Source organism: Bacillus sp. AY3-1, assembly GCF_008368785.1.
Lineage (GTDB): Bacteria > Bacillota > Bacilli > Bacillales > Bacillaceae_G > Bacillus_A > Bacillus_A wiedmannii.
On the sequence record NZ_QORZ01000019.1, the window covers coordinates 163,807 to 187,743 of the forward strand.

The 23,937-nt window shown below is 32.5% G+C and carries 17 protein-coding genes and 1 pseudogene; 15 read left to right on the plus strand and 3 right to left on the minus strand.

The annotated features are described in order from the left end of the window. The first annotated feature begins 1 nt into the window (after position 1). The 3 genes and pseudogenes from tnpB to colA all read left to right on the plus strand — a co-directional run bounded on the left by tnpB (position 2) and on the right by colA (position 4,600). Positions 2-1,090 (plus strand): IS200/IS605 family element RNA-guided endonuclease TnpB, encoded by a 1,089-nt coding sequence (gene tnpB, locus DN389_RS20855; RefSeq protein WP_149237540.1) that lies wholly within the window; start codon positions 2-4, stop codon positions 1,088-1,090. 126 nt (positions 1,091-1,216) lie between these two features. Next, positions 1,217-1,480: pseudogene (locus DN389_RS20860) on the plus strand (MgtC/SapB family protein); the annotation flags it as partial. A 204-nt stretch (positions 1,481-1,684) separates the two neighbouring features. Next, positions 1,685-4,600 (plus strand): collagenase ColA, encoded by a 2,916-nt coding sequence (gene colA, locus DN389_RS20865; RefSeq protein WP_098191138.1) that lies wholly within the window; start codon positions 1,685-1,687, stop codon positions 4,598-4,600. Positions 4,601-5,058: 458 nt separating this feature from the next. Here colA and DN389_RS20870 read toward each other — a convergent pair whose 3' ends face one another. Continuing rightward, on the minus strand, positions 5,059-6,312 hold the full coding sequence (locus DN389_RS20870; protein ID WP_149237541.1) for a sensor histidine kinase: 1,254 nt from the start codon (positions 6,310-6,312) through the stop codon (positions 5,059-5,061). A 782-nt stretch (positions 6,313-7,094) separates the two neighbouring features. On the opposite strand from DN389_RS20870, the gene DN389_RS20875 reads away from it, so the two are divergent. From DN389_RS20875 to hlyIIR, 5 genes are all read left to right on the plus strand, one after another. Next, positions 7,095-7,535: a hypothetical protein gene (locus tag DN389_RS20875; RefSeq protein WP_098191137.1), complete on the plus strand. Its 441-nt coding sequence runs from the start codon at positions 7,095-7,097 to the stop codon at positions 7,533-7,535. A 440-nt stretch (positions 7,536-7,975) separates the two neighbouring features. After that, positions 7,976-8,269: an ArsR/SmtB family transcription factor gene (locus DN389_RS20880; protein ID WP_098191136.1), complete on the plus strand. Its 294-nt coding sequence runs from the start codon at positions 7,976-7,978 to the stop codon at positions 8,267-8,269. Positions 8,270-8,707: 438 nt separating this feature from the next. Then, positions 8,708-9,946, plus strand: coding sequence for an N-acetylmuramoyl-L-alanine amidase (locus DN389_RS20885; protein ID WP_149237542.1), 1,239 nt, complete (start codon positions 8,708-8,710; stop codon positions 9,944-9,946). Between the two features lie 302 nt (positions 9,947-10,248). After that, a complete protein-coding gene (gene hlyII, locus DN389_RS20890) occupies positions 10,249-11,487 on the plus strand; it encodes a hemolysin II HlyII (protein WP_149237560.1) in 1,239 nt (412 codons plus the stop codon). A 399-nt stretch (positions 11,488-11,886) separates the two neighbouring features. Continuing rightward, positions 11,887-12,492 carry a hemolysin II regulator HlyIIR gene (gene hlyIIR / locus DN389_RS20895; RefSeq protein WP_098191133.1) on the plus strand — a complete coding sequence of 202 codons (606 nt, stop codon included), beginning with the start codon at positions 11,887-11,889 and terminating at the stop codon, positions 12,490-12,492. Positions 12,493-12,634: 142 nt separating this feature from the next. On the opposite strand, the gene DN389_RS20900 is transcribed toward hlyIIR, so the two are convergent. Beyond that, positions 12,635-14,113 (minus strand): Lsa family ABC-F type ribosomal protection protein, encoded by a 1,479-nt coding sequence (locus DN389_RS20900; protein ID WP_046954623.1) that lies wholly within the window; start codon positions 14,111-14,113, stop codon positions 12,635-12,637. 1,003 nt (positions 14,114-15,116) lie between these two features. Between DN389_RS20900 and DN389_RS20905 the strand changes: the two genes are divergently transcribed. Then, on the plus strand, positions 15,117-17,837 hold the full coding sequence (locus DN389_RS20905) for a sensor domain-containing protein (protein WP_149237543.1): 2,721 nt from the start codon (positions 15,117-15,119) through the stop codon (positions 17,835-17,837). A 598-nt stretch (positions 17,838-18,435) separates the two neighbouring features. On the opposite strand, the gene DN389_RS20910 is transcribed toward DN389_RS20905, so the two are convergent. Further along, positions 18,436-18,939, minus strand: coding sequence for a GNAT family N-acetyltransferase (locus tag DN389_RS20910; RefSeq protein ID WP_137015324.1), 504 nt, complete (start codon positions 18,937-18,939; stop codon positions 18,436-18,438). 255 nt (positions 18,940-19,194) lie between these two features. Between DN389_RS20910 and DN389_RS20915 the strand changes: the two genes are divergently transcribed. From DN389_RS20915 to DN389_RS20940, 6 genes are all read left to right on the plus strand, one after another. Then, entirely contained in the window at positions 19,195-19,593 is a 399-nt protein-coding gene (locus tag DN389_RS20915; protein WP_088122780.1) for a DUF2871 family protein, read from the plus strand. A 323-nt stretch (positions 19,594-19,916) separates the two neighbouring features. After that, positions 19,917-21,308 carry an FAD-binding oxidoreductase gene (locus DN389_RS20920; protein WP_000406962.1) on the plus strand — a complete coding sequence of 464 codons (1,392 nt, stop codon included), beginning with the start codon at positions 19,917-19,919 and terminating at the stop codon, positions 21,306-21,308. A 4-nt stretch (positions 21,309-21,312) separates the two neighbouring features. Further along, a complete protein-coding gene (locus tag DN389_RS20925) occupies positions 21,313-22,281 on the plus strand; it encodes a bile acid:sodium symporter family protein (protein ID WP_149237544.1) in 969 nt (322 codons plus the stop codon). A 12-nt stretch (positions 22,282-22,293) separates the two neighbouring features. Beyond that, the gene (locus DN389_RS20930; protein ID WP_149237545.1) at positions 22,294-22,641 is read left to right on the plus strand and encodes a DUF4260 domain-containing protein; all 348 of its coding nucleotides are present in this window, start codon (positions 22,294-22,296) and stop codon (positions 22,639-22,641) included. 23 nt (positions 22,642-22,664) lie between these two features. Then, positions 22,665-23,132 (plus strand): GrpB family protein, encoded by a 468-nt coding sequence (locus tag DN389_RS20935; protein ID WP_149237546.1) that lies wholly within the window; start codon positions 22,665-22,667, stop codon positions 23,130-23,132. A 201-nt stretch (positions 23,133-23,333) separates the two neighbouring features. Continuing rightward, a complete protein-coding gene (locus tag DN389_RS20940) occupies positions 23,334-23,933 on the plus strand; it encodes an FMN-binding negative transcriptional regulator (RefSeq protein WP_149237547.1) in 600 nt (199 codons plus the stop codon). Positions 23,934-23,937: the final 4 nt, after the last annotated feature.

Below are 23,937 nucleotides of genomic sequence, written 5' to 3' on the forward strand. Positions count from 1 at the left end.
AATGTTAAAATCATACAAATATCGTATCTATCCAAATAAAGAACAACAAATGTTTTTCTCAAAAACATTTGGATGTGTTCGATTTGTATACAACAAGATGCTTGCAGATAGAATCAAATCTTATCAAGAATCACAGGATAAACTTGATAAATCTGTTACATATCCTACGCCTGCACAATATAAGGCTGAATTTCCATTCCTAAAGGAAGTTGATAGTCTTGCGTTGGCGAATGCTCAAATGAATTTGAATAAAGCATACGCTAACTTTTTCCGGGATAAATCTATTGGATTCCCGAAATTCAAAAGTAAGAAAGATAACCATCGTAGTTATACAACAAATAACCAAAAAGGCACGGTTTACATTGAGAGTGGTTATATCAAGCTGCCCAAACTAAAGACCTTGGTAAGGATTAAACAGCACAGACAATTCTTTGGATTAATTAAGTCTACTACAGTGTCTCAAACACCTACTGGTAAATACTTTGTATCGATTTTAGTAGAAGAAAATGTGCAAATGTTTCCTAAAGTTGATGCAAAAGTTGGTATTGATGTTGGGCTAAAAGACTTTGCAATATTGTCTAATGGCAAGAAATATGAGAACCCTAAATGGTTGAGAAAAGCCGAAAGAAGATTAGCTCTTCTGCAGCGCTCTTTGTCGCGCAAAAAGAAAGGTTCAAACAATAGAAACAAGGCCAGGTTACAAGTTGCAAGACTTCATGAGAAGATTGCGAATCAACGCAATGATTTTCTTCACAAGATAAGCAATGAAATCACAAACGAAAACCAAGTAATTGTGATTGAGGACTTGAAAGTGAAGAACATGCAAAAGAATTACAAATTAGCAAAAGCAATCAGTGAAGTATCTTGGGCAAAATTCAGAGAGCACCTTGACTATAAAGCAATATGGAAAGGTCGCGATTTGATAGTCGCACCTAAGAATTATGCGAGTAGCCAATTGTGTTCTTGCTGTGGTTATAAAAATAAGGAAGTCAAGAATCTAAGCCTTAGAGAGTGGACTTGTCCTGAATGCAATAGCCATCATGATAGAGATGTAAACGCAAGTATAAACTTACTAAAATTAGCCACGTAATTGGTATTTTCTTTAGGGGTAGGTACTACCCTTATAGCTTGGTAAATATAGATAGCTAATAAAAGTATCTACTTCCCAAGAAGCTCCCACTTCAAATAGTCCGTAGGGACGTTAAGTGGTGAGTAGTTCACGGTGCAATTTTTATTTCCGCAAAATATAACGGTGCAAATATGTATAAATAAGCGTGAGGCGGTACAACAAATATTAGAAACACTACAAGTGAAAGGCATTCCAATACTTTCATATGAAGTAGAAGCTTTACAGCAAGAAGCAGAAATAGTTTATAAGGTAGGGATGCAGCTGAAAAATATATCGTCAGAAGAAAAGAATGAGTTTATTCAGCATATGCAAACATTACCGGAAGTTACGTTTATAAAGTTAAAATCATAGCATTGAAAACGAAGATAGATGTAGCAGGAATTTCGCTATTATCTATCTTTTTTTTGATATGAATTGCACGAAAAGTCAAGTGTTAATTTTGCACGACATGGATACATATGTGAACGTTCCCTTATTCTTTCTCAATACAGAATAAAAAGTAAGAATAGTAAAATAATGGTGCGGGACACTAAAAAATGTAAGGTAGGGGAGAGCATGAAAGGCTATTCAAAAAAAGTGTTAGTAGGGGTAAGTTTTGCTAGTTTAATGTTAGGAAGTTTTCAAGGGAGCACATTGGCAGAAAGTAAAAAGGGAGAGCAAGTTTCTTATCGGAATGTGCTCAAAATGGAGCCAATTGGTGTACAACTGCCAGTGCAAGAATTAGCTCATTCATCAAAAGTGCTTGAAAATAAGTCTTTTGAGAAAAGGCTACAATTTGCTGATTTGTCGCAAAGACCACCTGAAGTAAAAAAAGAAAGTAAGCAATTAGCTGCAGCGAAAACTTATACAATTGCTGAACTAAATCAATTAAGCAATCAGCAGTTAGTAGATTTACTTGTAACAATTGATTGGGAGCAAATTACGGGTCTATTTCAATTTAATAAGGATAGCCTTGCATTCTATCAAAATGATAGTAGGATGCAGGCAATTATTGATAAATTGAAGCAGCAAGGACAAGCTTATACGAAAGATGACTCCAAAGGGATTGAGACTTTAGTAGAGGTATTGCGTTCAGGATTTTATTTAGGATTTTATCATACAGAATTAAGTAAACTAAATGAGCGGAGCTATCATGATAAATGCTTACCTGCATTAAAAACGATTGCGAATAACCCAAATTTCAAACTCGGTACGTTAGAACAAAATAGAGTTGTATCATCATACGGAAAATTAATAGGAAATGCTTCGAGTGATGTGGAAACGATAACATCAGCTGCAAAGATTTTCAAACAATATAACGATAATTTTTCTACATTGGTAGACAATCTTTCAGCTGGAAATGCGATTTACGATATTATGCAAGGTGTTGATTACGACATTCAATCGTATTTGTACGATACGAGAAAAGCACCGAAAGATACAGTATGGTACCAAAAAATTGATAGCTATATTAATGAATTAAGTCGTTTTGCTTTAATCGGAACGGTGACAGAGAAGAATGGTTGGTTAATTAATAATGGTATTTATTATACAGGTAGACTTGGTACGTTCCATAGTACAGGAACGAAAGGATTGCAAGTTGTAACAGACGCGATGAAAATATATCCGTATTTAGGAGAGCAATATTTCGTAGCCGCTGAGCAAATTGCGACGAATTATGGCGGGAAAGATGCAAATGGAAATGTTGTGAATTTAGATCAAATACGAGAAGACGGGAAGAAAAAGTATTTGCCGAAAACGTATACGTTTGATGATGGGGCAATTGTTTTAAAGGCTGGAGATAAAGTGACAGAAGAAAAAGTAAAACGTCTATATTGGGCGGCAAAAGAAGTAAAGGCACAATTCCATCGTACAGTTGAAAGTGATAAACCTTTAGAAAAAGGAAATCCTGATGATGTATTAACGATGGTTATTTATAATAGTCCAGCTGAATATCAATTTAATCGTCAATTGTACGGATATGAAACGAATAACGGTGGCCTTTATATAGAAGGAACAGGTACGTTCTTTACTTATGAACGTACGCCAGAAGAAAGTATTTATAGTTTAGAAGAATTGTTCCGACATGAGTTTACTCATTACTTACAAGGTAGATATGAAGTACCAGGGCTTTGGGGGCAAGGTAAGATGTATGAGAATGAGAGATTATCTTGGTTTGAAGAAGGGAATGCGGAGTTTTTTGCGGGGGCAACGAGAACGGATAATGTTGTACCGAGAAAGAGCATTATAGGAGGAATATCTTCAAATCCAGCAGAACGTTATACGGCAGAGCGAACGTTAAATGCAAAGTATGGAGCGTGGGATTTCTATAATTATTCATTCGCTTTACAATCGTATATGTACAATAAGAGATATGATATGTTTGACAAAGTTCATGATCTTATTAGAAAAAATGATGTAACAGCATATGATGCATACCGCTCTGCATTAAGTAAAGATGCGAATTTAAATAAAGAGTATCAAGACTATATGCAAATGTTAGTCGATAACCGAGAGAAATATAATGTTCCATTAGTATCAGATGATTATTTAGTAACTCACGCACCAAAACCAGTTTCAGATATTGCGGCAGAAATTACAGCAGAAGCAAAATTAAATAATGTATCAGTTAAGAAAAATAAAGCACAGTTCTTTAATACATTTACACTGCAAGGAACGTATACAGGTACTACTGCAAAAGGGGAATATGAAGACTGGAAAACAATTACACAAAACGTAAATGATACGTTAAAACGTTTAAGTGCAAAAGAATGGACAGGCTATAAAACAGTAACAGCTTACTTTGTAAATTATCGTGTGAATGCATCAGGACAATTTGAATATGATGTTGTATTCCATGGTATGAATACAGAAGAAGGTGCTGTGAATAAAGCACCAGTTGCGGTTATAAATGGTCCATATAACGGAATTTTAAATGAAACAATTTCGTTTAAAAGCGATGGATCAAAAGATGAAGATGGAAAAATTGTTGCTTATAAATGGGAGTTTGGTGATGGTACTGTAAGTAATGAACAAAATCCAACTCACGTGTATACAAAAGAAGGAACGTACACGGCAAAATTGACAGTAACAGACGACAAAGGATTAACGAATACTGTTACAACGAATGTAACGGTCCAAAAGAAAGAAGATAACAGTGTAGAAAAAGAGCCAAATAATTCATTCCAAACAGCAAATAAACTGCAATTAAATCAAGTTTTACGTGCTAGTTTAGGAAATGGTGATACGAGTGATTACTTTGAAATAAATGTGGAAACTGCGAAAAACCTACAAATTAATGTAACGAAGGAAAATAATATCGGAGTAAACTGGGTTCTTTATTCAGAAGCGGATTTAAATAATTATGTTACGTATGCCCAGAAAGAAGGGAATAAGTTAGTAGGAAGTTACTACACATATCCAGGAAAATATTATTTACATGTGTATCAGTATGGCGGGGGAACAGGGAATTATACGGTAGAAGTGAAATAGCAAAAGAGAAATTGTCTTTCAATGAATGGAAATTAATTTAAGTCTATATCAAGTAATACAGGTTACAATATCAGTTATGAAGATAAAAATTGGTATCTTTATGAATGTTAAAAATTTAATATTTAAAATAAAAAAATAACTATAGGTAATGTATCTAATGATATTAAGAAATCAAGTATCAAGAGATCTTATCTTGAAGTTAAGTAGACCTAATCAGTAAATGAGATACAATCGATGAATTATGATTTCATAGAGATGTGAGCAAAGTAATAAAATTTAAGTATATTTGATTTAATTAAAGGACTAGGGTATATCCGTAAAAACAGATATACTCTGGTCCTTATTACGTTTAATTTATTCACGAAATCAAGATGATTAATGAGTTAAGTAGTGGCATTTTTGAAATTTATTTTATAAGTCAAATAGAAAAAATTAATTATTTAAATAATTACGTCGTATTAGCAAGGGATACTAATGGAAAATCGTGTACCTTGGCCTAATTTACTCTCTATTTCTATATCACCGTTTAATTCTTTAATAATACTATAAGCAATCATAGTACCAAGCCCAGTTCCTTTTTCTGTTGTTGAATAGAATGGTAAAGCAATCCGCTTTATTTGTTGAGAGGACATTCCAACCCCTGAATCAATAATATCGATTATAATATTACCTTTAATTTTCTGTATATTTATTTGTAATACTCCACCATTTATCATGGCCTCAATTCCGTTTTGTATGATGTTGTTTAGACAGATCCTGAATTTTTCGGGGTCTCCATTTATATAAAAGGAATTTGTACTATTTTGTATTATTTCAACTTTGTATGATAGAGCGAGTGGTGAAATAGTGTCTTTCACTTGATTTAAAATATGATTAATATCTATTTTCTCTTTTAGGGTGTTCTGTGGTTTTGTTAAAGATAAATAGTTATTAATAGTAGATTGTATATGTTGCATTTCAATTAACATGATTTCTAAGTACTGATTCTGAGGTAGCTTAGAGGCATGTTTTTCATTTAACAATTGAGTGAATCCATGTACTGTGGTTAGTGGATTGTGGATTTCGTGTGCAATGGACGCGGCTAGTTCGCTAGCTATATAAAATTTTTCAGCCCGTTGCAGCTTTTCTTTCATTTTATATTTCTCAATCATTCCCTCTATTAAATACACTGATAATAATACTGTAAATATATTAATGATTATATAATTTAATAAAAATTCTATGAGAGTAGAGTCAATTTTACCACCTGTATTTATTTGAGTTACAATACCGCAGATAGAAAGTGAAGTTGTACATACTAAAATAAGAAGCAAGCTTAATAATATCTTTTTTTCTTTAACATACATTGGTAATAAGTAACGAAAGAGCATTGTTATAACAGAAATAATAGTAAAGATAATAAATGATGGAAGAACTCCATTTCCGCCTAAGAAAAATCGATAAGAAAGATATAAAATTCCTATAAAAACAATGTTTTTTGTATTTCCATATAGAAAGACTAATATGATAGGAATAAAACGTAAATCATAAATAAATCCAGCATGTAAATGAAAAGGAAAAGTCATGCAAAAAATAATAGCAATGGAGGAAAGGATAGAAATCAATATATTATTACATGTTTTTTTTTCTTTAAATTCTAGCCAAAATATGTGGTAGCTAAGGATACAAATTATTATTATAAAGGTATTTAATAAAAGAGTAGATATTCCCATAGGTTTGCATCTCCGATAGTTTGTATATTGGATTATGTATGAGTTAAACTTAGATGTTTAGTTATCAGTAGACTTTCTATCTAAAAAAGGAAGAGCGCTTGAAAAAGTACTATAATATTACTTTTATCCCGCATTAACGGGCAGTAAGACCCCCACCTCAAAATTCAGCGGAAGCAAAGAAGTTAGGTAGGTGATCAACTGCCCGTAAAAGCCCGATTGGTTCAACTAATAATCAGTGGGGGATGAACAAAACCCCACTGATTAAAGTTTCACTTTATTAGAATTGATAAGGAAGTTAGGAAAAATAATAGATAAAAAAATCTACTTAGATATTTATACATATGAAACTAGAAATTGACTTTTGTATAAGGAAAACTAGGATTGAGTTACTAATAAAATAATAGGATTTTAAGTATGAATATTCTATGAAAAAATATATTTTGTGGATTCTATTTGTAGCCTTCGTTATATTAACATGGAATATACCAAATTATAAAGTGTAAATTTCAAAATTTTTTATTAGTATATTTTATCTAAAATGGAAACGCTATTTATTTGAGTGCTTGGTACTTAATTGTATGAATTCTCGTTAAAAAGATTTTGAAATTTACATGTTTTTTATGAATCATAATACTGTAGCTTTATCAATGTGAGTTTTTCAGTAACTATTAAGGTGTAAAGTTAAAATATATAGGTTTAAAGATATGAATTATTACATAAAAACGCACCTGAAAAAGAATGTATGATGGTAATAGATTACAAACATCAAGGGGGAACTTAAAATGAAGTTAAATAAACTAGTGCTTAGTTGTGGAGTAATTTCAGCATTAACACTTGGTGTGTTAGGAAATAATACTTATGCTGAAGAAATACACAAAACGAATGATACAATTCATATAGTCGAACATGTTCCTGTAGACTTATTATTAACTCAAACAATGGATTATAGTGGAGAGGCTGTAACTTCTTTTGTATATAATGGGAGTGAAAATTTAAGCTTCTTTATGAAAAATAATGGCCAAAATACAATGGGATATAGTGTGAAAGGTCCAAATATGGAGCTAATTGTTGGTGGTTATATAAAACCTGGAGAACAAAAAATTAATGTTACAAATGTACGGAATGCTTTATCTCCATTACCAATTGGAACATATAAAATTTACGTTTCAAATGATGATGGTTCTAAGGGACAATTCCAAGTTGCAGTAAGATCTATGAATTAAATTTAAAACGCTTTGTTTTAAGTTGATTTAATCTTTCCTTATTGGAAAGAAACTAAATTGAATTGAATTGAGAATTACCGATCAAAATGAAAACGAGCACCTTATCTAATTTGAGAGGATGTTCGTTTTTTGCTATTAAACAAAAAACAATTACTTCCAACCGCTTATTAATACATTTTCATATTTCCATCGCTAATCTACTAGTTTGTGTCAACGAGAGAATGTCTACTATAAAATAATTTTTTAAAAACAAAATATAATTTGGCTAAAAATTAGAGGGCATCAATTCATTGGAACAGTAAAAACTGTTCATAGGATTGGTGTCTTTTTTGTTTAAGAACGAGAATATATTTTCTCAACAGGACAAATGGTAAATATCTATAAGTACTACTTATGAGGATAATTGGAAAATAGAAATTAATAATAAAGGGGAATGCGAAATGACAATATTAATATCTAATAGAGATCTAGCTAACATCCGAGAGGAAGATGTAGATGTATTAAAGGTAATGGCACATCCCGTTCGATTAAAAATTGTAAATGAATTAATGCACCATAAACTGTGTAATGTTACACAGTTGACAGAAATATTAGGACTCCCGCAATCTACTGTTTCACAGCATCTATCAAAATTAAAGGGAACCGTGCTCCGTGCAGAAAGACGAGGGTTAGAGATGCATTATTATATCGATAATGTTAAGGCTCGTCAGATTGTAGGAGTTCTAGGTTTGTAGCTAAAAAGAGTACTTTTCAAAAGTGCTCTTTTTAAGATGTGCATTAGGACTTGAAGGAGGCACCAATGCTAGTTTAGAGGGAGTGTGCTTTGAATCAATCTTTGCTTAAAATACGAGATAATTGTTTACATCGTTTAATAATTACTTAATATATTATTAAGTTTGTTACCTTACAAAAATGTAAGATTGTTTTAATTGACACTCATATATATAAGTAACTATACTAGTTACACAATGTTGGTGAATATATGTAATAGTCTCAATCTATAAGTGTATGCCGAAGGGTTCTTTTCGGAATGATAATTCTATACTAGATTCTTTATCTTATAATAGTGATGACGCCAACTTAATCTATACTTTATTCGAATTCATATTATTTAAAGATTAACTATATTTTACATAATTTACCGACTTGTAATAATTTTTTAGAGGTGCTAAATTTTCAAGAACAAATTAATTGCTACAGGAATTCTTGCTGGAAGTTTACTATCTTATTCTACTAGTATTTTTGCAGATACTCACAAATTTCCAGATGTTCCTGCATGGGCTGACAAATCCGTTAATTATTTAGTTGATAAACAAGTATTGAGTGGTTATCCAGATGGAACTTTTGGTTCAAGTGATACACTAGATAGAGCTTCTGCAGCAACCATTATGACAAGGGCTCTTGGTATACACATTGATTTAAATGCAAAACCATCTTTTAAAGATTCACAAAACCACTGGGGAACCCCTTATATCGCCGCAGCTGAAAAGGCAGGAATAATTAAAGGTGAAGGAAATGGAATATTTAATCCTTCTGGAAAAGTTACTCGTGCTGCTATGGCTACTATGCTAGTGAATGCATATAAACTACAAAATAAAAACACTAGCAATGGACAAAGTAAATTTGAAGATTTAAAGGGACATTGGGGTGAAAAGTTCGCAAATACTTTAATTGATTTAAAAATTTCAGTTGGTACAGATAATGGTTGGCAACCAAATAGGTTCATAACACGTGCTGAAGCTGCACAACTAACCGCAAAAACAGATATGCTTCAATATAGTCAAAGTAATCCTTTAGAAAATAAGACAATAATTATTGATCCCGGACATGGTGGCGCAGATCCTGGAAAAGACACAAAGGGATTACCTGAAAGTAAGATTGTACTTGACACTTCTTTACGTCTACAACAATTGCTTGAAAAACATACACCATTTACAGTTTTACTAACTCGTGAATCTGATACTAGACCTGGACATGATCAAAAAAGCTCTTTACAGGAACGTGTTAAATTTGCTAAACAAAATCAGGGGGATATCTTTATAAGTGTTCATGCAAATGCTTATAATGGTAATGCAAAAGGGACAGAAACATACTACTATAAATCTTCTAAATCTGAAAAAACAAATCCTCATGTGGAAGAAAGTCGTGTTTTAGCTGAAAAAATTCAAACCCGATTAGTAGACGCTCTTCAAACACGTGATAGAGGCGTTAAACATGGAGATCTTCATGTTATAAGAGAAAATGAAATGCCAGCTGTGTTAACGGAACTTGCTTTTATAGATAATGGTATTGATTACAGTAAGTTATCTACAGAAAACGGAAGGCAGGTTGCAGCAGAAGCCATTTATGAGGGGATTTTAGATTATTATGAATGGAAAGGGAATAATGTATCTGAATATAGGTTGCAATAAGTAAATGAAAATATAGTAATTCTCGAAATAAAGAATTCTATAATTTTTTTGCATTTTTTTAAACAACAATTTTAAATGTTTATTTAAAATTGTTGTTTAAATCGTTATTATGTGTTTTAATAATATTGATAATAGTTATCAGTAAAAAAAGAGATGGAAATTAGAAAAACAAGTGTTGATAGTTATTGTCATAAAGATTAATAAATTTCTACATTGTAAAGTTATGAACCTATCTCTAGTATTGAGAGCTAAAAGTAATATGTTTATACCTTTTAAATGTTTAAGAAGGAGTGGATGTCTGTATGAAAAAAGCAAAAGGAATAGCTAAAAGTATTGCGGTAGCGTCCGTTATTATGTCTGGATCACTTGGTGCACAAGCAACATCTGCATTTGCAGATTCTAAAGGAACTGTAGAAAATCTTCAAAATGGTGGAAAAGTCTATAATAGTTTTAAAACTACTTATGACATGAAGCAGGATATCAAAAATTCAATAAAGGTTTCTTTTATTGAGGATCCTTATGCAGATAAAAAAATCGCAATTGTTACAACAGATGGTAGTAATATAGATGCTAAATATACAATTAATGGCGGATTCTATAACGCAGGTTTAAAATGGCCAGCGGCTTATCATACTGAAGCAGAAATAACAAGTGGTGATAGCGCTCAATTCCATAAAGCTGCCCCAGTTAATACAATGACTTCAGCAAAGGTTACTTCTGAAGTAGGGTATACACTTGGCGGAAGTGTTAAAGTTGGGGTAAATGATAAAGGACCAAATGCTGATGCAAGTATTACAGGTAGCTTTGCTTGGAAAGAAAGTGTATCTTATGATCAAGTAGACTATAAAACGGTATTAGAGACTCACACAGATAAAAAATTAAATTGGAAAGTAGGATTCCAATCATTTAATTACCCGGAGTGGGGAATTTATAATCGTGATTCATTTAATACTTTCTACGGTAATCAACTATTTATGAAATCACGTAGTTATAATGAAGGAACGAATAATTTTGTTTCAAAAGATACAGTACCAGCTTTAACAGGATATGGTTTTTCTCCTAATGTAGTAGCAGTTATTACTGCAGATAAAACAGAATCTACATCTGATTTAAAAATAACAAATCGTAGAATATCAGATCAGTACAATATCGAATGGGTAAGTTCGAAATGGTGGGGAACAAATAATAAAGATACATATAATGAGTTCTTTACAAACAACTATAAGTTAGACTGGAAAAACCATCAAGTTACTCTTGATAACCAAAAAGCCCTTGAAGAACAAATGAGTAGTATCAACAATGTGAATAACCAACTTAAAAAAGGCAAAGGGAAATTATCTTTTTCAATGAATGGAAATCAGCTCAAAGCGACATCTAGCAATGCTGGTTATGGTATTAGTTACGAGGATAAAAATTGGGGTATCTTTGTGAATGGTGAAAAGATCTATACGTTTAATGAAAAAACAACTGTAGGTAATATTTCGAATGACATTAACAAATTAAACATCAAAGGATCTTATATTGAGATTAAACAAATCTAATCAGTAAATGAATTGCAAATGAAAGGGCCAGAGTTTATCTGTAAAGATAGATAAACTCTGGCCCTTATTATTTTTTTCATTCTTATACGCAATTAGAAAAGAACGTGAGGTATTTGAAAGCTATTCATGCCACGCAGGGAGATATTGTTTTAAGTAGGGTGTTTATTTTTATTTCATTTTTAAATGAATTCTTTGTATGATGACATAGGGTAGGCGATGTTCAGGAGATGTTTCTTTTTGAGGAGTATGTTGTGTGGCGAATAGTTTAAAGTAAGCAAGTCTTCATCGGTTGTTAAGTTATTACTTTAAATATATAATTAAACTTCATTAAAAAGATACTCTATTCAAAGTCCTTAGTGGATTTTTGAAGTGAAATATATATTATTTGAGGTGTGTGAAATGGGGAAATCTCGAGAGCAGACGATGGAAAATATTTTGAAGGCTGCTAAGAAAAAATTTGGAGAGCGTGGTTATGAAGGTACAAGCATACAAGAAATTGCAAAAGAAGCGAAAGTGAATGTTGCTATGGCTTCTTACTATTTTAATGGGAAAGAAAACCTATATTATGAGGTGTTTAAGAAATATGGTCTTGCTAATGAGTTACCTAATTTTCTTGAGAAGAATCAATTTAATCCTATTAATGCTCTAAGAGAATATTTAACAGTCTTTATTACACATATAAAAGAAAATCCTGAAATTGGCACATTGGCATATGAGGAGATTATTAAGGAAAGTGCAAGATTAGAAAAGATTAAACCGTATTTTGTAGGTAGTTTTGAACAGTTAAAAGAAATATTGCAGGATGGGGAGAAACAAGGAGTATTTCATTTCTTCTCTATAAATCATACGATACATTGGATCACTTCTATTGTTTTATTTCCAAAGTTTAAAAAGTTCATTGATTCTTTAGGACCAAATGAATCGAATGATACAAATTATGAATGGATGCCAGAAGATTTGGTGAGCAGAATTATTTCTGCTTTAACAGATAAGCCTAATATGTAAATTACTCATTGTTTATGAATCCTAATTTTCCTGTTAAAAAGCCTAATTTCTCAATGGATTGTAGAGAAATTAGGCTTTTTTGGACACTTCATTCAAATACTTTATAGACTAATGGCTTGATTTATTAATGATTCGAGTGGAGTTACATAGATATAGTTTTCGTTGCAACGGTTTGTTGAAATGCCTTATCATGCTCAACAATAATCATTGTGGGATTAAATTGTTGAATCAGCTCTTCAATTTGCATACGTGAATAAATATCTATAAAGTTTAATGGTTCATCCCATATATACATATGGGCTTTTTCACATAAACTTTTAGCGATAAGCAGTTTTTTCTTTTGTCCACCAGAATAATGAAATATATCTTTCTCAAATTGAATTCGGTCAAAATCCATCTTTCGTAGGATGGATTTAAATAATGTCTCATCAATCTTGTGCTCTTCAATAAAATTTGAAAGCGATCCTTTCAAATGAGAAGTATCTTGTTGGACATAGGAGATGGTGAGTCCTGTACCTAAAGTAACTGAACCTGTATGCTGTATCGGATACCCTAGAATTAGTTTTAGGATACTGCTTTTCCCGCTCCCATTTTTGCCATCAAGCACAATTCGGTCACCTTGTTCAACTACGAAGTTAATTGGCTCATTCACGACTTGTTCATCGTACGTAACAGACACGTCAGCCAAAGTAACTAATTCATTTGACTTGAACTTTAATGCTTCTAATTTTAATGACTCAGTTTTCTCCACATTTTTTAGTAATTTTGACTTTTCTTCAATAGCTTTTTGTTGCCTTGATTCTAGGTTTTTTGCCCTTTTCATCATCTTGGCTGCTTTATGTCCTACAAATCCCTTATCCAACTTAGAACCTGAATTCCTTGTTCCATTTTTTGAAGCTTCTACATCATGAGACCAACTTGCTGAACGCTTGGAAGACTGTTTTAATCTTCCTATGTCTTTTTGTAGACGATCATTTGTAGCCTCTTCGTGCTCTTGCTGTCTATCGAAATTTAATTTCCAAGAAGAATAGTTCCCGCTTTGAACTTCAATATTTGCTCTATTTATAGATAAGATATGGTCAACGCATCCATCTAAAAAGACTCTGTCATGTGAAATTAAAATAAACCCTTTTTTCTTCCTTAGATAATCAGAGACTATTTTTCGTGCATCCGTGTCTAGGTGGTTTGTTGGTTCGTCAATTAATAGGAATTGGCCCTCATTTAAAAACAGTGCAGCAAGCAACACCTTTGTTTGTTCTCCATTTGATAAAGTTTTAAACGGTCTGTACATGACCTCGGCATCAACATTTAAATAGGATATTTCACGTAGAAATTCCCAATCTTCTGCTTGGGGACAAATTTCTTCAAGGATTTCATGAGTGAATTTGTTCTTATCTGCAACAGTGTAGGGGAAGTAATTGAATTCTACCGAAGCAAGGATTTTTCCACTATACTCGTAATTTCCTAATAATAAATTAAAGAATGTCGTTTTACCTCGTCCGTTTCTACCGATAAATCCTAGTTTCCAATCCGTATCTATTTGAAAGTTTACATCTTCAAAAATATTATCAAAGCTACCTGGGTATGAAAAAGTTAAGTCTTGAACTTTTATCATTGACATAATAATTCCTCCTTTATATATCGAAACGTTTCATATAAAGTCGGAACATCCATCCATTTTTTAATTTCTCTATATAAGTTTGATGGATATTAACGACTTATATAGAGCATTACATGTGTAACAATAGTATCTGAATTAGCCATTTTTTTCGCTCCTTTATTTGTTAGGTAAATTTAGCGATTAATAAATTTTAACTTACATAAAAGGGAATAAAAAAATCCCCCGATTTTTAATCGGAAGGATTAGTCTGTCGCTTAAGTAAGTACTTATTAATCATTTGAATCATGACAAATAAAGTATGAAATGAATTATAAAAATGGATAGACTAACCCTATATTTTGTAGTTTGAAGTTATAAAATTCAACTTAAAATATAAATTAGTTAATCATTATTCATCCATCATTCCTTTCATCATTCTATTTTTAGAGTAACATTCTTTTTTGGGAGATGCAATATCATCTTCACTTAATGCTAGATCATTTATATTTCTTTGGTTAGGTCGATATAACATTACATCTTTCTTATAAACATCTTATTTTTGTTCAAAATGTCACGTCTTTTGTCCATTAAAAGGGGAGGTATTTGAAATTGACCGAACTCACTGTAACTATAATGGTTACAGTGAGTTCGGTCATTTAATTCGAATTTCTAAATTAATGATAGTATATTACCCTTCTTTCTAAGTGTGACAATAAGCGAATAACTATGTTGCTATGGAAGTTTAGATTCTATCTCATATTCAAAGAACAGCTAAGTTGTATTATTCAAATTTACGATGAGTAAATACCGAAAAATAACATTTTCCATCGTATTCTTTTTGGAATGCTTAGTTAAAAAAGAAGAAATATCTGCAGAAAGTAAATCAGGCTGTGGTATGTAGAAAGAAATCCTATAAAAAGTTCATAATGTGGAATAATAAGTAAGTTCATTTTGATGAATACGAGCAGTGCAGCATCAGGTCATTTTTAATAAAAATCTAGAAAAAATTAAGAAGGTGAGTCCGTTGCGTAAACATTCACATGTGCAATTTTATGTATTGATATTAGCTCTACTAGCTTATTTAAGCTTTTGTTTTATATTTTTATTTGTTTTTCCGAATCATTATTTTGTATCAGATTTTAATATACGACTATCATCCTTAGTTGTTGAAACTACTGTATTTATCTCATTACTTTACTCTATGGTATCAAGAAAAATTAAACTAGGAGTCTTTTGGGTTTGTATTACTATTGCAATAGGGTGTTTCTTGATAGGGAATTTTATATCTGCTTTTCAAGTACTTAATGTAGAATTACCAATAGAAAATTTTAATATCTCTGATGTATTTTTGTTGTTTTTCTTATTCTTCTTTCTCCTTGCGTTCTTTTATAAAATCATTATGGAATGTAACAAGTGGGAAAAAGCGTATTTAATTTGTGATTTATGTATTGTTGTTACTGCTATTTTTACCTTAGAATGGTACCTATTTAATAAACCTTCTGCAAATATCTTATTCTTATCAATTGGAGATGTTTTTCTTTCATTTATTTTCCCAATTATAGATCTATTGCTTCTATTACTAGGAGTTAGCTTTATTTTTCGACCAGCAATTTTTAATGCGAAAAGTAAATTATTTATTTTTATCTTAGTATTAACTGGCTTGTCTATTACGGACTATTTATATTTCTATTTACAAGATGATTTATCACATCGTTCACTTATATTATTAAGGTGTTTGTATAGAGTTTTTCTATTATTTATTGCCATTGCTGCTACTATTCCAAGGAGTACATCTTCTAGAAGAGATTACTTTATTATTAATCCGACATTTGGAAAGAAACTTCTTGTCATATTTCCTTATCTTTCAGTTGCAATTTTAATTGGTTTTACTTTCAAAGAGCAAACTTCTTCCTCTACACTGATTACGGGAAATTGTATTGCCTTTGTATTTGTACTGATTCGTCATACAATTGTACGAATGCAAAACAAAGATTTAACCGAAACATTAAAAGTGTTTAATAATCAATTAGAGCAAAAAGTATCTAAAAGAACAGCAGATTTAATAAAAAAATCTAATGATTTGGTGAAAAATCAAGAGAGGTTTAAGTCTTTATATGAGTACCATCCAGATCCTATATTAACAATTGATTCAAATGGTACCGTATTAAATATAAACCAGTCTGGAAGTATGTTATTAGGAAAAGACAGTGCAGCATTAATAGGAAAAGAGTGCTTTTCTATTTTTTTAGATGAAGATAAACCTGAATTGGAAGCAGCTCTAAAGATGGGGAAACGATGTAGTTCGTCTGCGTTACAGTTACGTGTGAAAAATAATAATGAGAAGGATATACATTTTTGGTACGTTACTATTGTTCCTATCATGATAGAAGGACAAACTTTTGGGAGTTATATAATGGTAAAAGACATAACGAGGATGAAGCAACAACAGGATGAGATAAACTATCTAGCATTTCATGATACAGTGACGGGGATTGGAAATCGAATATTCTTCCAACAAGAATTAGACAGATCTATTGAGCGTGTACAAAAAACACAGGATAAGTTTGGACTTCTGTATATAGATTTAAACCGCTTTAAGACCATTAATGATACACTGGGGCATGCAATTGGTGACAGTGTTTTAAAAGAAGTTGCCAAACGTTTTAGGACATGTCTGTCACCAGCTATTCCTTTAGCAAGAATAGGGGGAGATGAGTTTGCAATCATTGTCCATAACAAAACAGAGCAACAGCTATTAGATTTGTGCGAAATATTATTTCGTATAACTGAAGAACCATTTGTAATAAATCAACACAGCTTTTATTTATCCCTTAGTATAGGAATAGCGTTGTATCCATTTGGAGGAACAAATGCCACAACACTTTTACAACATGCTGATATTGCTATGTATAGTGCAAAGGAAGAAGGTAGCAATGCTGTTTGTATATACGACGAGACATTATCTCTAAAAATAACAAGACGACTACAATTAGAGCAAGATTTACCGAATGCAATTGAAAATAATGAGTTGTTTTTATTGTACCAACCACAAGTTGATAGTAAGGCAGGAAAGGTTATTGGTGCAGAGGCATTAATACGTTGGCAACATCCAGAGCTGGGGCTAATTTCACCTTTTGAGTTTATACCTATCGCGGAAGAAACATCACAGATTATTACAATTGGGAAATGGACGCTACAGCAAGCGTGTTCACAACTGAAAGAATGGCATTCTGCAGGTTATACAAATCTAAAAATGGGGATAAATTTATCAGCTATAGAGTTTGAACAGAAAGATTTTGTTCAAACGATTATATCTACCATAGAAGAAATAAGAGTACCAGCTAATTTGATTGATTTGGAATTAACAGAGCGAATTGCCATGGTAGATGAAAAAGAAACTTTATTGAAGTTAAAAGCATTAAAATCATATGGTGTACATTTATCAATTGATGATTTTGGTACAGGATATTCTTCATTAGCATATCTACCTTTATATCCAATTGATACTTTGAAAATTCCAAGAGAATTTGTGAATAGGATTGGAACTTCGAATGATGGAGATGAAATTATACAAACTATTATTTCGCTAGCTCATACTTTAAATATGAAAGTGATTGCGGAAGGAGTAGAAACGAAGAAACAATTAACAGTGTTACAACAAAATGCATGCTATTTAATTCAAGGCTATTATTACAGTAAACCTGTAAATGAAGATGAGTTTCTCAAGTTTTTAAGCAGGGAATAAGTGAGAACTATGTACTTGTGAAGTAAAGGGAAAAGAAGTTCTACCTATATTAAGTAGAACTTCTTTTTTAGTTAACTAGCAGTTAGGTTTCCAAAATATTTTGCATTAAGATGTATCATTACTCAAGCTGTTATCTTGTTCTTAAGTGATTCCTTTTTCATGACTTGTCTTCTCGTCAAGAAATTTGAAGGGATCGTATTAAAGGTGCAGGTCATACTGTCTAAAGTTATTTTATTATTTATCGTTTATTACATTTGAAATGACTTTTAATGTGTATATAAGCATGTGATAAGTAAATTAAATAAACAAAAGGCCCTGTAAAAAATACAGGGCCGGATACAGGGTTAAGGGAACGCATAGTTTCTTATTAATATATTAGCATAAACTTTTCATGTAGCTACATAAGAGTTTTGACAACTTTAAGAACAAAATAGAGTGTTTGTAAGAATAAATACACTAATTTAAATTAGAATTGTGATTTAAATTAGTGTGGTTATAATGTGAAAAAACAGATGAGTATTTTAATCATAATAACTTTTAGGAATGTATATGTAAGAAATATTTTTTGATTAGATTAAAAGTGAACTCTGACAAGTTATTATATGTTATACCCAAATAACTTTAAGTTTTCTCCAGAGTCTGAAATTATCTCTTCGAACTGAAATCCTACTTTTTCTAAAAGATTTCCTGAATTGATGTTATCAATAGTAGTAATTGCTACAATTCGTTTCAGCGCGAGCTTTTGTACACCGTAGTCGATTACAGCAGAAGCTGATTCAAAGCCATACCCCTTCGAACGGAATTTCTCTAAAAAGGCAAAGCCGATATCAATATCTTCTAATGAATCTCTTTTAATAAGTCCGCACATACCAAGTGGAGTGAAATCTTCTTTTCGTTCAACTAAGTAAAGACCAAATCCCATTTTATTATACATATCAACTGGTCCGTTTAAGATGTATTTTTTTGCATCTTCTAAGTTTTTAATCCTTTTATCACCAATAAACTGAATCCAGGCAGGATCGTTTACTAATTCAAGAATAAATGGAGCGTCTTTTATATGAAACCAGCGAAGAACGAGTCGTTCAGTTTCAAGAACTATCAAGCTATTGCACCACCTTTAACATTTATAATAATTAGTATGGAGTGTGTAATACGAAATCGCAACATATTTTAAAATAGTCCTGCTTGTTCACATAAAGTTCGTTTGTTTTGTATAAAGGGATATCCTATAATTAAAATTGATTGTAAAGAGTGAGATGCTTATACAATGACTCCTAGGTGACTAGGAGTTTTTACTATATAACTATCATTATTACTAAATATGGCACACTACACATTCTACTCAAGGAGGTACATAATGAAGAAATTATATAATGCATCGTTTACGTATTTGATTATCGGTTTATTATCAGGAATTTTCGCCAGGGAGTATGGAAAGTATAAGGGGATTTTAGGTTCTACTTTGTTAAATTTATTGCATACACATACACTTGTACTTGGCTTTTTCTTCTTTTTAATTGCTTTAGGATTAGCAAAAGTATTCGCGTTTCATGAAGCGAAAAGTTTTAATAAGTGGTTTATTTTACATAACATTGCATTAACTTTAATGTTAGGTTCATTAGCAGCGAGAGGGCTTCTTCAGCTAAATGGAGCGGACTTTAAAGGGTTAACTTATATTGTAGGATTTTCCCATTCGTTAATGGCAGTTACTTTAGTTTGGTTCATGTTGTTAATAAAGAAGTCATTTAAAATATAGTTTTATCCCGCATTAACGGGCAGTAAGACCCACACTTCAAAATTCAACGAAAGCAAAGAAGTTAGGTAGGGGATCAACTGCCCGTAAAAGCCCGATTGGTTCAACTAATAATCAGTGGGGGATGGACAAAACCCACACTGATTAAAGTTTCACTTTATAGAAAAGAACTTGCAATAATTATTGCAAGTTCTTTTTGTTTATTCAATAATAGGAAACGAATTTCATATATGTAAAGCTTGAATTATTTAATTTTTCGGATTATTATGTATAAAGCACTTAACATATTTTGTAATTCTAATTTATAGAGAGTAGGAGAGTGTACGATGGAAATAACGGTAGAGCGTTTAGTAAATGAATTAAAGAGTGTACTTCCCGAAGATCGAGTAGTTGTGAATACGACAGTAAGAGAGTTACATAGTAAAGATGAATCTTATCATACTAGTAGTTTACCTGATGTAGTTGTTTTTCCGAAAACGACCGAAGAGGTTAGTAGGATAATGAAAGTAGCGAGTGAGCATGGAAAACCTGTCGTTCCTTTTGGGGTAGGTTCTAGTTTAGAGGGACATGTTATTCCATATGAAAAAGGAATTACAATGGACTTTTCGCTTATGAATAAAATACTCGAAATAAGAGAGAAAGATTTCCTTGTAAGAGTACAGCCAGGAGTGACTCGCTCTCAGCTTAATAAAGAATTGAAAAAGTATGGATTGTTTTTTAGTGTAGACCCAGGTGCAGATGCAACGTTAGGTGGAATGGCTGCCACAAATGCGAGCGGAACGACAGCAGTTAAGTATGGTGTAATGCGTGATCAAGTTCGTGATTTAGAAGTCGTTCTTGCTGATGGGGAAGTAATACATACTGGAAATTTAGCAGCGAAGTCGTCATCAGGTTACCATTTAAATGGTGTTTTCGTAGGATCAGAAGGTACGCTTGGATGCTTTACAGAGTTAACATTAAAAGTATACGGCATACCAGAACATGTTATGGCTGCGAGAGCATCGTTTCCAACTATAAATAATGCAGTAGAAGCTGTTATTAATATACTACAAGCGGGTATTCCAATTGCAAGAATTGAACTTGTAGATGAATTATCTATGAAACAAGTAAATCATTATAATGAAACAAGTTACAGAGAAGAGCCTACACTGTTTTTAGAGTTTCACGGTAATGAAGCTGGACTAAAGCAAGATATAGAATTTACGAAGGAAATTGTTTTTGATCATACATGTAAAGAAGTTGCTTTTGAAACGGAAACTGCGGCGAGAAATAAATTATGGGATGCACGGCATAATCTAGCATACTCTTACGTTCATAGCTATCCTGGCAAAAAGCTTATGAGTACAGACGTATGTGTACCCATTTCAGAATTAGCTGGTGCAATCCAACATGCGAAAGAGACGTTAGATAAAGTAGGTCTTGTCGGTGGTATTCTTGGTCATGTAGGAGACGGAAATTTCCATGTACTCTTAATGGTTGATCCAAACGATAAAGAAGAAGTAGAAAAGGCGGACGAAATAAATGAAAGTATCGTTTTATATGCTCTTAAACGAGGTGGAACGTGTACGGGAGAACATGGCGTTGGAATCGGAAAACGAAAGTATCAAGAAGAAGAACATGGGGCGGCATTACTCGTAATGGAAAAAATAAAGAAAGCTCTTGACCCACAAAACATTTTGAATCCGAATAAAGTTTTTCAGTTAAAGGATAGGGGATGATTGGGTGAAAGTACTAGAAGCGATAAGTAATATAGCTGGAAAGTATTTTGCATTTTGGGTTATTTGTATTGCAGCTATTGCATATTTCATTCCTGGACCATTTCTCGGGTTAACTAGTTACATAACAATTTTACTCGGGGGTGTAATGTTTGGGATGGGATTAACATTAAAGGCTGTTGATTTTAAAATCATTGCTACAAAACCATTGCCAGTTATTATAGGTGTATGTGCTCAGTTTATTATTATGCCACTTGTCGCATACGTACTAGCCTACGTTATGAAGTTACCAGCCGAATTAGCAGCTGGATTAGTGTTGCTCGGTTCAGTACCGGGTGGCACTGCATCAAATGTTATGGTTTATTTAGCAAAAGGGAACTTAGCGTTGTCTATTGCAATGACTTCATTATCAACGTTACTAGCACCAATTGCTACACCTCTTATTTTATTATTACTTGCGGGACAATGGATGCCAGTAAATGCTATGTCTATGTTTCTTTCTATCGTACAAGTCATTATCCTACCTATTATTTTAGGATTAGTAGTGAAGAAGTTTTTCCCTAAAACTGTTACGAAAGGAATGACTGTTATTCCTTTAATATCAGTTGTAGCAATTATTATTATTGTTTCTGCAGTTGTTTCAGCGAATGTAAGTAGCATTACTTCTTCAGGCCTGTTTATCTTTATTGCAGTGATGCTTCATAATGCATTTGGTTTTTTACTCGGATATATAACAGCGTTCGTACTTGGACTAGACGAAGGAACAAGAAGGGCTATTTCAATAGAAGTAGGAATGCAAAATTCAGGCTTAGGTGTTGCGCTGGCAACAGCGCATTTTGGACCAGCAGCTGCACTTCCAAGTGTATTAGCAGCAGTATGGCATAATATTGCAGGGCCGATATTAGCAACCATCTGGTCAAAAAATGCAAAGAATACTTTCAGTGATGAAAATGTATCGGTAAATATAGAAAAATAGGAATGATAAAGAATGCAAAAACGCATTGTACATTTTGAAGGACTTGTTGTTTTCTTAGCTACGATTTATACGTATTCGATATATGAATTTAGTTGGATTATATTTTGGATATTCCTTTTAGCACCGGATTTATCAATGTTAGCGTACGGTATAAATAATCGTGTTGGTGCTAAAATTTATAATATATGTCACACATATATTATATCTATATTAATAGCTATCATAGGTGTCTATTTTAAGATAGATACCGTTATAATGATTGGGTTAATATGGACAGCACATATTGGGATGGATCGAATGTTTGGATATGGATTGAAATATGAGACGGATTTTAAAGATACTCATATTCAAAGGTTATAAATTGTTTTGAAAAGAGGGATACATTGAAACAGAGAATTACTATCGAAGAATATAACATCAAATGGGAAAGTGAATTTAATAAGCTACAATCGCTCGTTAACAATGTAATAAAAGAACTTGCTTTGTCCATTGAGCATGTTGGGAGCACATCTGTTAAAGGACTTGCATCGAAGCCAATATTAGATATTGATATAGTAATAGAAGAGTACGAAATTTTTCCTGAAGTAGTAAAAAGGCTTGAAACGATAGGGTATTACCATCAAGCAGACTGGAGCTTCAAAGGAAGAGAGGCGTTTGGCAGAAAGGACGCTTTCGTTCCATGGAACGGGGAAAGTACAGTTTGGATGGAACATCATTTATATGTGTGTGACAAAAATAGCGAAGAGTTAAGAAGACATATAGCGTTTCGGGATTACCTTCGTGAACATACCGATGTTGCTATTGAATATGGTCGTCTAAAGGGAAAGTTAGTAAGAGAGTCGAAAAATTGAGTGAGCTATAGTGAAGGTAAGACGGCATTTATTACAAATATATTAGAAAAAATAAACTAAGGCGGCATGGAATACATGCTGCCTATTCTTTTTTAATTGAAAGCTGCCACTATAAAATAATGACAAACTGTCCCTGTTGATTGCTGCGATTACTAAATATAATAGGAAATAAAAAAGAAAATATTGGAAAAGAGGGAGCTTATGTACATACCAAAATATTTCGCAATACAAGATGAAGAGATGAAGTACGGAATAATTGAACAAAATAGCTTTGCGACATTATTTTCTCAACATAACGGGGAACCATATGCATCGCATTTGCCGTTGTTATTAAATAGGGAGACTTTAACTTTACATGGACATTTCGCACGTCCGAATGAACAGTGGAAAGATAGTGGGAATCAAGAAGTATTAGCTATATTCCAAGGACCACATAGCTACATATCGCCGTCGTGGTATGAAACAAACAATGCAGTGCCAACATGGAATTACGTTGCAGTGCATGTATATGGAGAATTGGAAATTGTTGAGGATGAACAGGAATTAATAGGTTCTCTTCAAGATTTAGTACATAAATATGAAGAGCCACAGAGTACGTACTCACTTAATGATGTAGACCCGAATTATATGGCAGGATTAAGTAAAGGGATAGTTGGTTTTAAAATTAAGATTAGTAAAATAGAAGGAAAAGCGAAGTTAAGTCAAAATCATTCTGTAGAGAGACGGAATTTAGTTGTGGAGGAACTTGAGAAAGTTGGAAGTGAGGGGAGTAGAGGGGTTGCGGAGTTGATGAGAAAATAGAGTT

Bases quoted from the DNA above. Each gene is read 5' to 3' on its own strand.
- colA (WP_098191138.1), top strand. From the start codon at position 1,685: ATGAAAGGCTATTCAAAAAAAGTGTTAGTAGGGGTAAGTTTTGCTAGT.
- DN389_RS20875 (WP_098191137.1), top strand. From the start codon at position 7,095: ATGAAGTTAAATAAACTAGTGCTTAGTTGTGGAGTAATTTCAGCATTA.
- DN389_RS20930 (WP_149237545.1), top strand. From the start codon at position 22,294: ATGCAAAAACGCATTGTACATTTTGAAGGACTTGTTGTTTTCTTAGCT.
- DN389_RS20900 (WP_046954623.1), bottom strand. From the start codon at position 14,113: ATGTCAATGATAAAAGTTCAAGACTTAACTTTTTCATACCCAGGTAGC.
- DN389_RS20940 (WP_149237547.1), top strand. From the start codon at position 23,334: ATGTACATACCAAAATATTTCGCAATACAAGATGAAGAGATGAAGTAC.
- DN389_RS20920 (WP_000406962.1), top strand. From the start codon at position 19,917: ATGGAAATAACGGTAGAGCGTTTAGTAAATGAATTAAAGAGTGTACTT.
- DN389_RS20870 (WP_149237541.1), bottom strand. From the start codon at position 6,312: ATGGGAATATCTACTCTTTTATTAAATACCTTTATAATAATAATTTGT.
- DN389_RS20880 (WP_098191136.1), top strand. From the start codon at position 7,976: ATGACAATATTAATATCTAATAGAGATCTAGCTAACATCCGAGAGGAA.
- hlyII (WP_149237560.1), top strand. From the start codon at position 10,249: ATGAAAAAAGCAAAAGGAATAGCTAAAAGTATTGCGGTAGCGTCCGTT.
- hlyIIR (WP_098191133.1), top strand. From the start codon at position 11,887: ATGGGGAAATCTCGAGAGCAGACGATGGAAAATATTTTGAAGGCTGCT.
- tnpB (WP_149237540.1), top strand. From the start codon at position 2: ATGTTAAAATCATACAAATATCGTATCTATCCAAATAAAGAACAACAA.
- DN389_RS20915 (WP_088122780.1), top strand. From the start codon at position 19,195: ATGAAGAAATTATATAATGCATCGTTTACGTATTTGATTATCGGTTTA.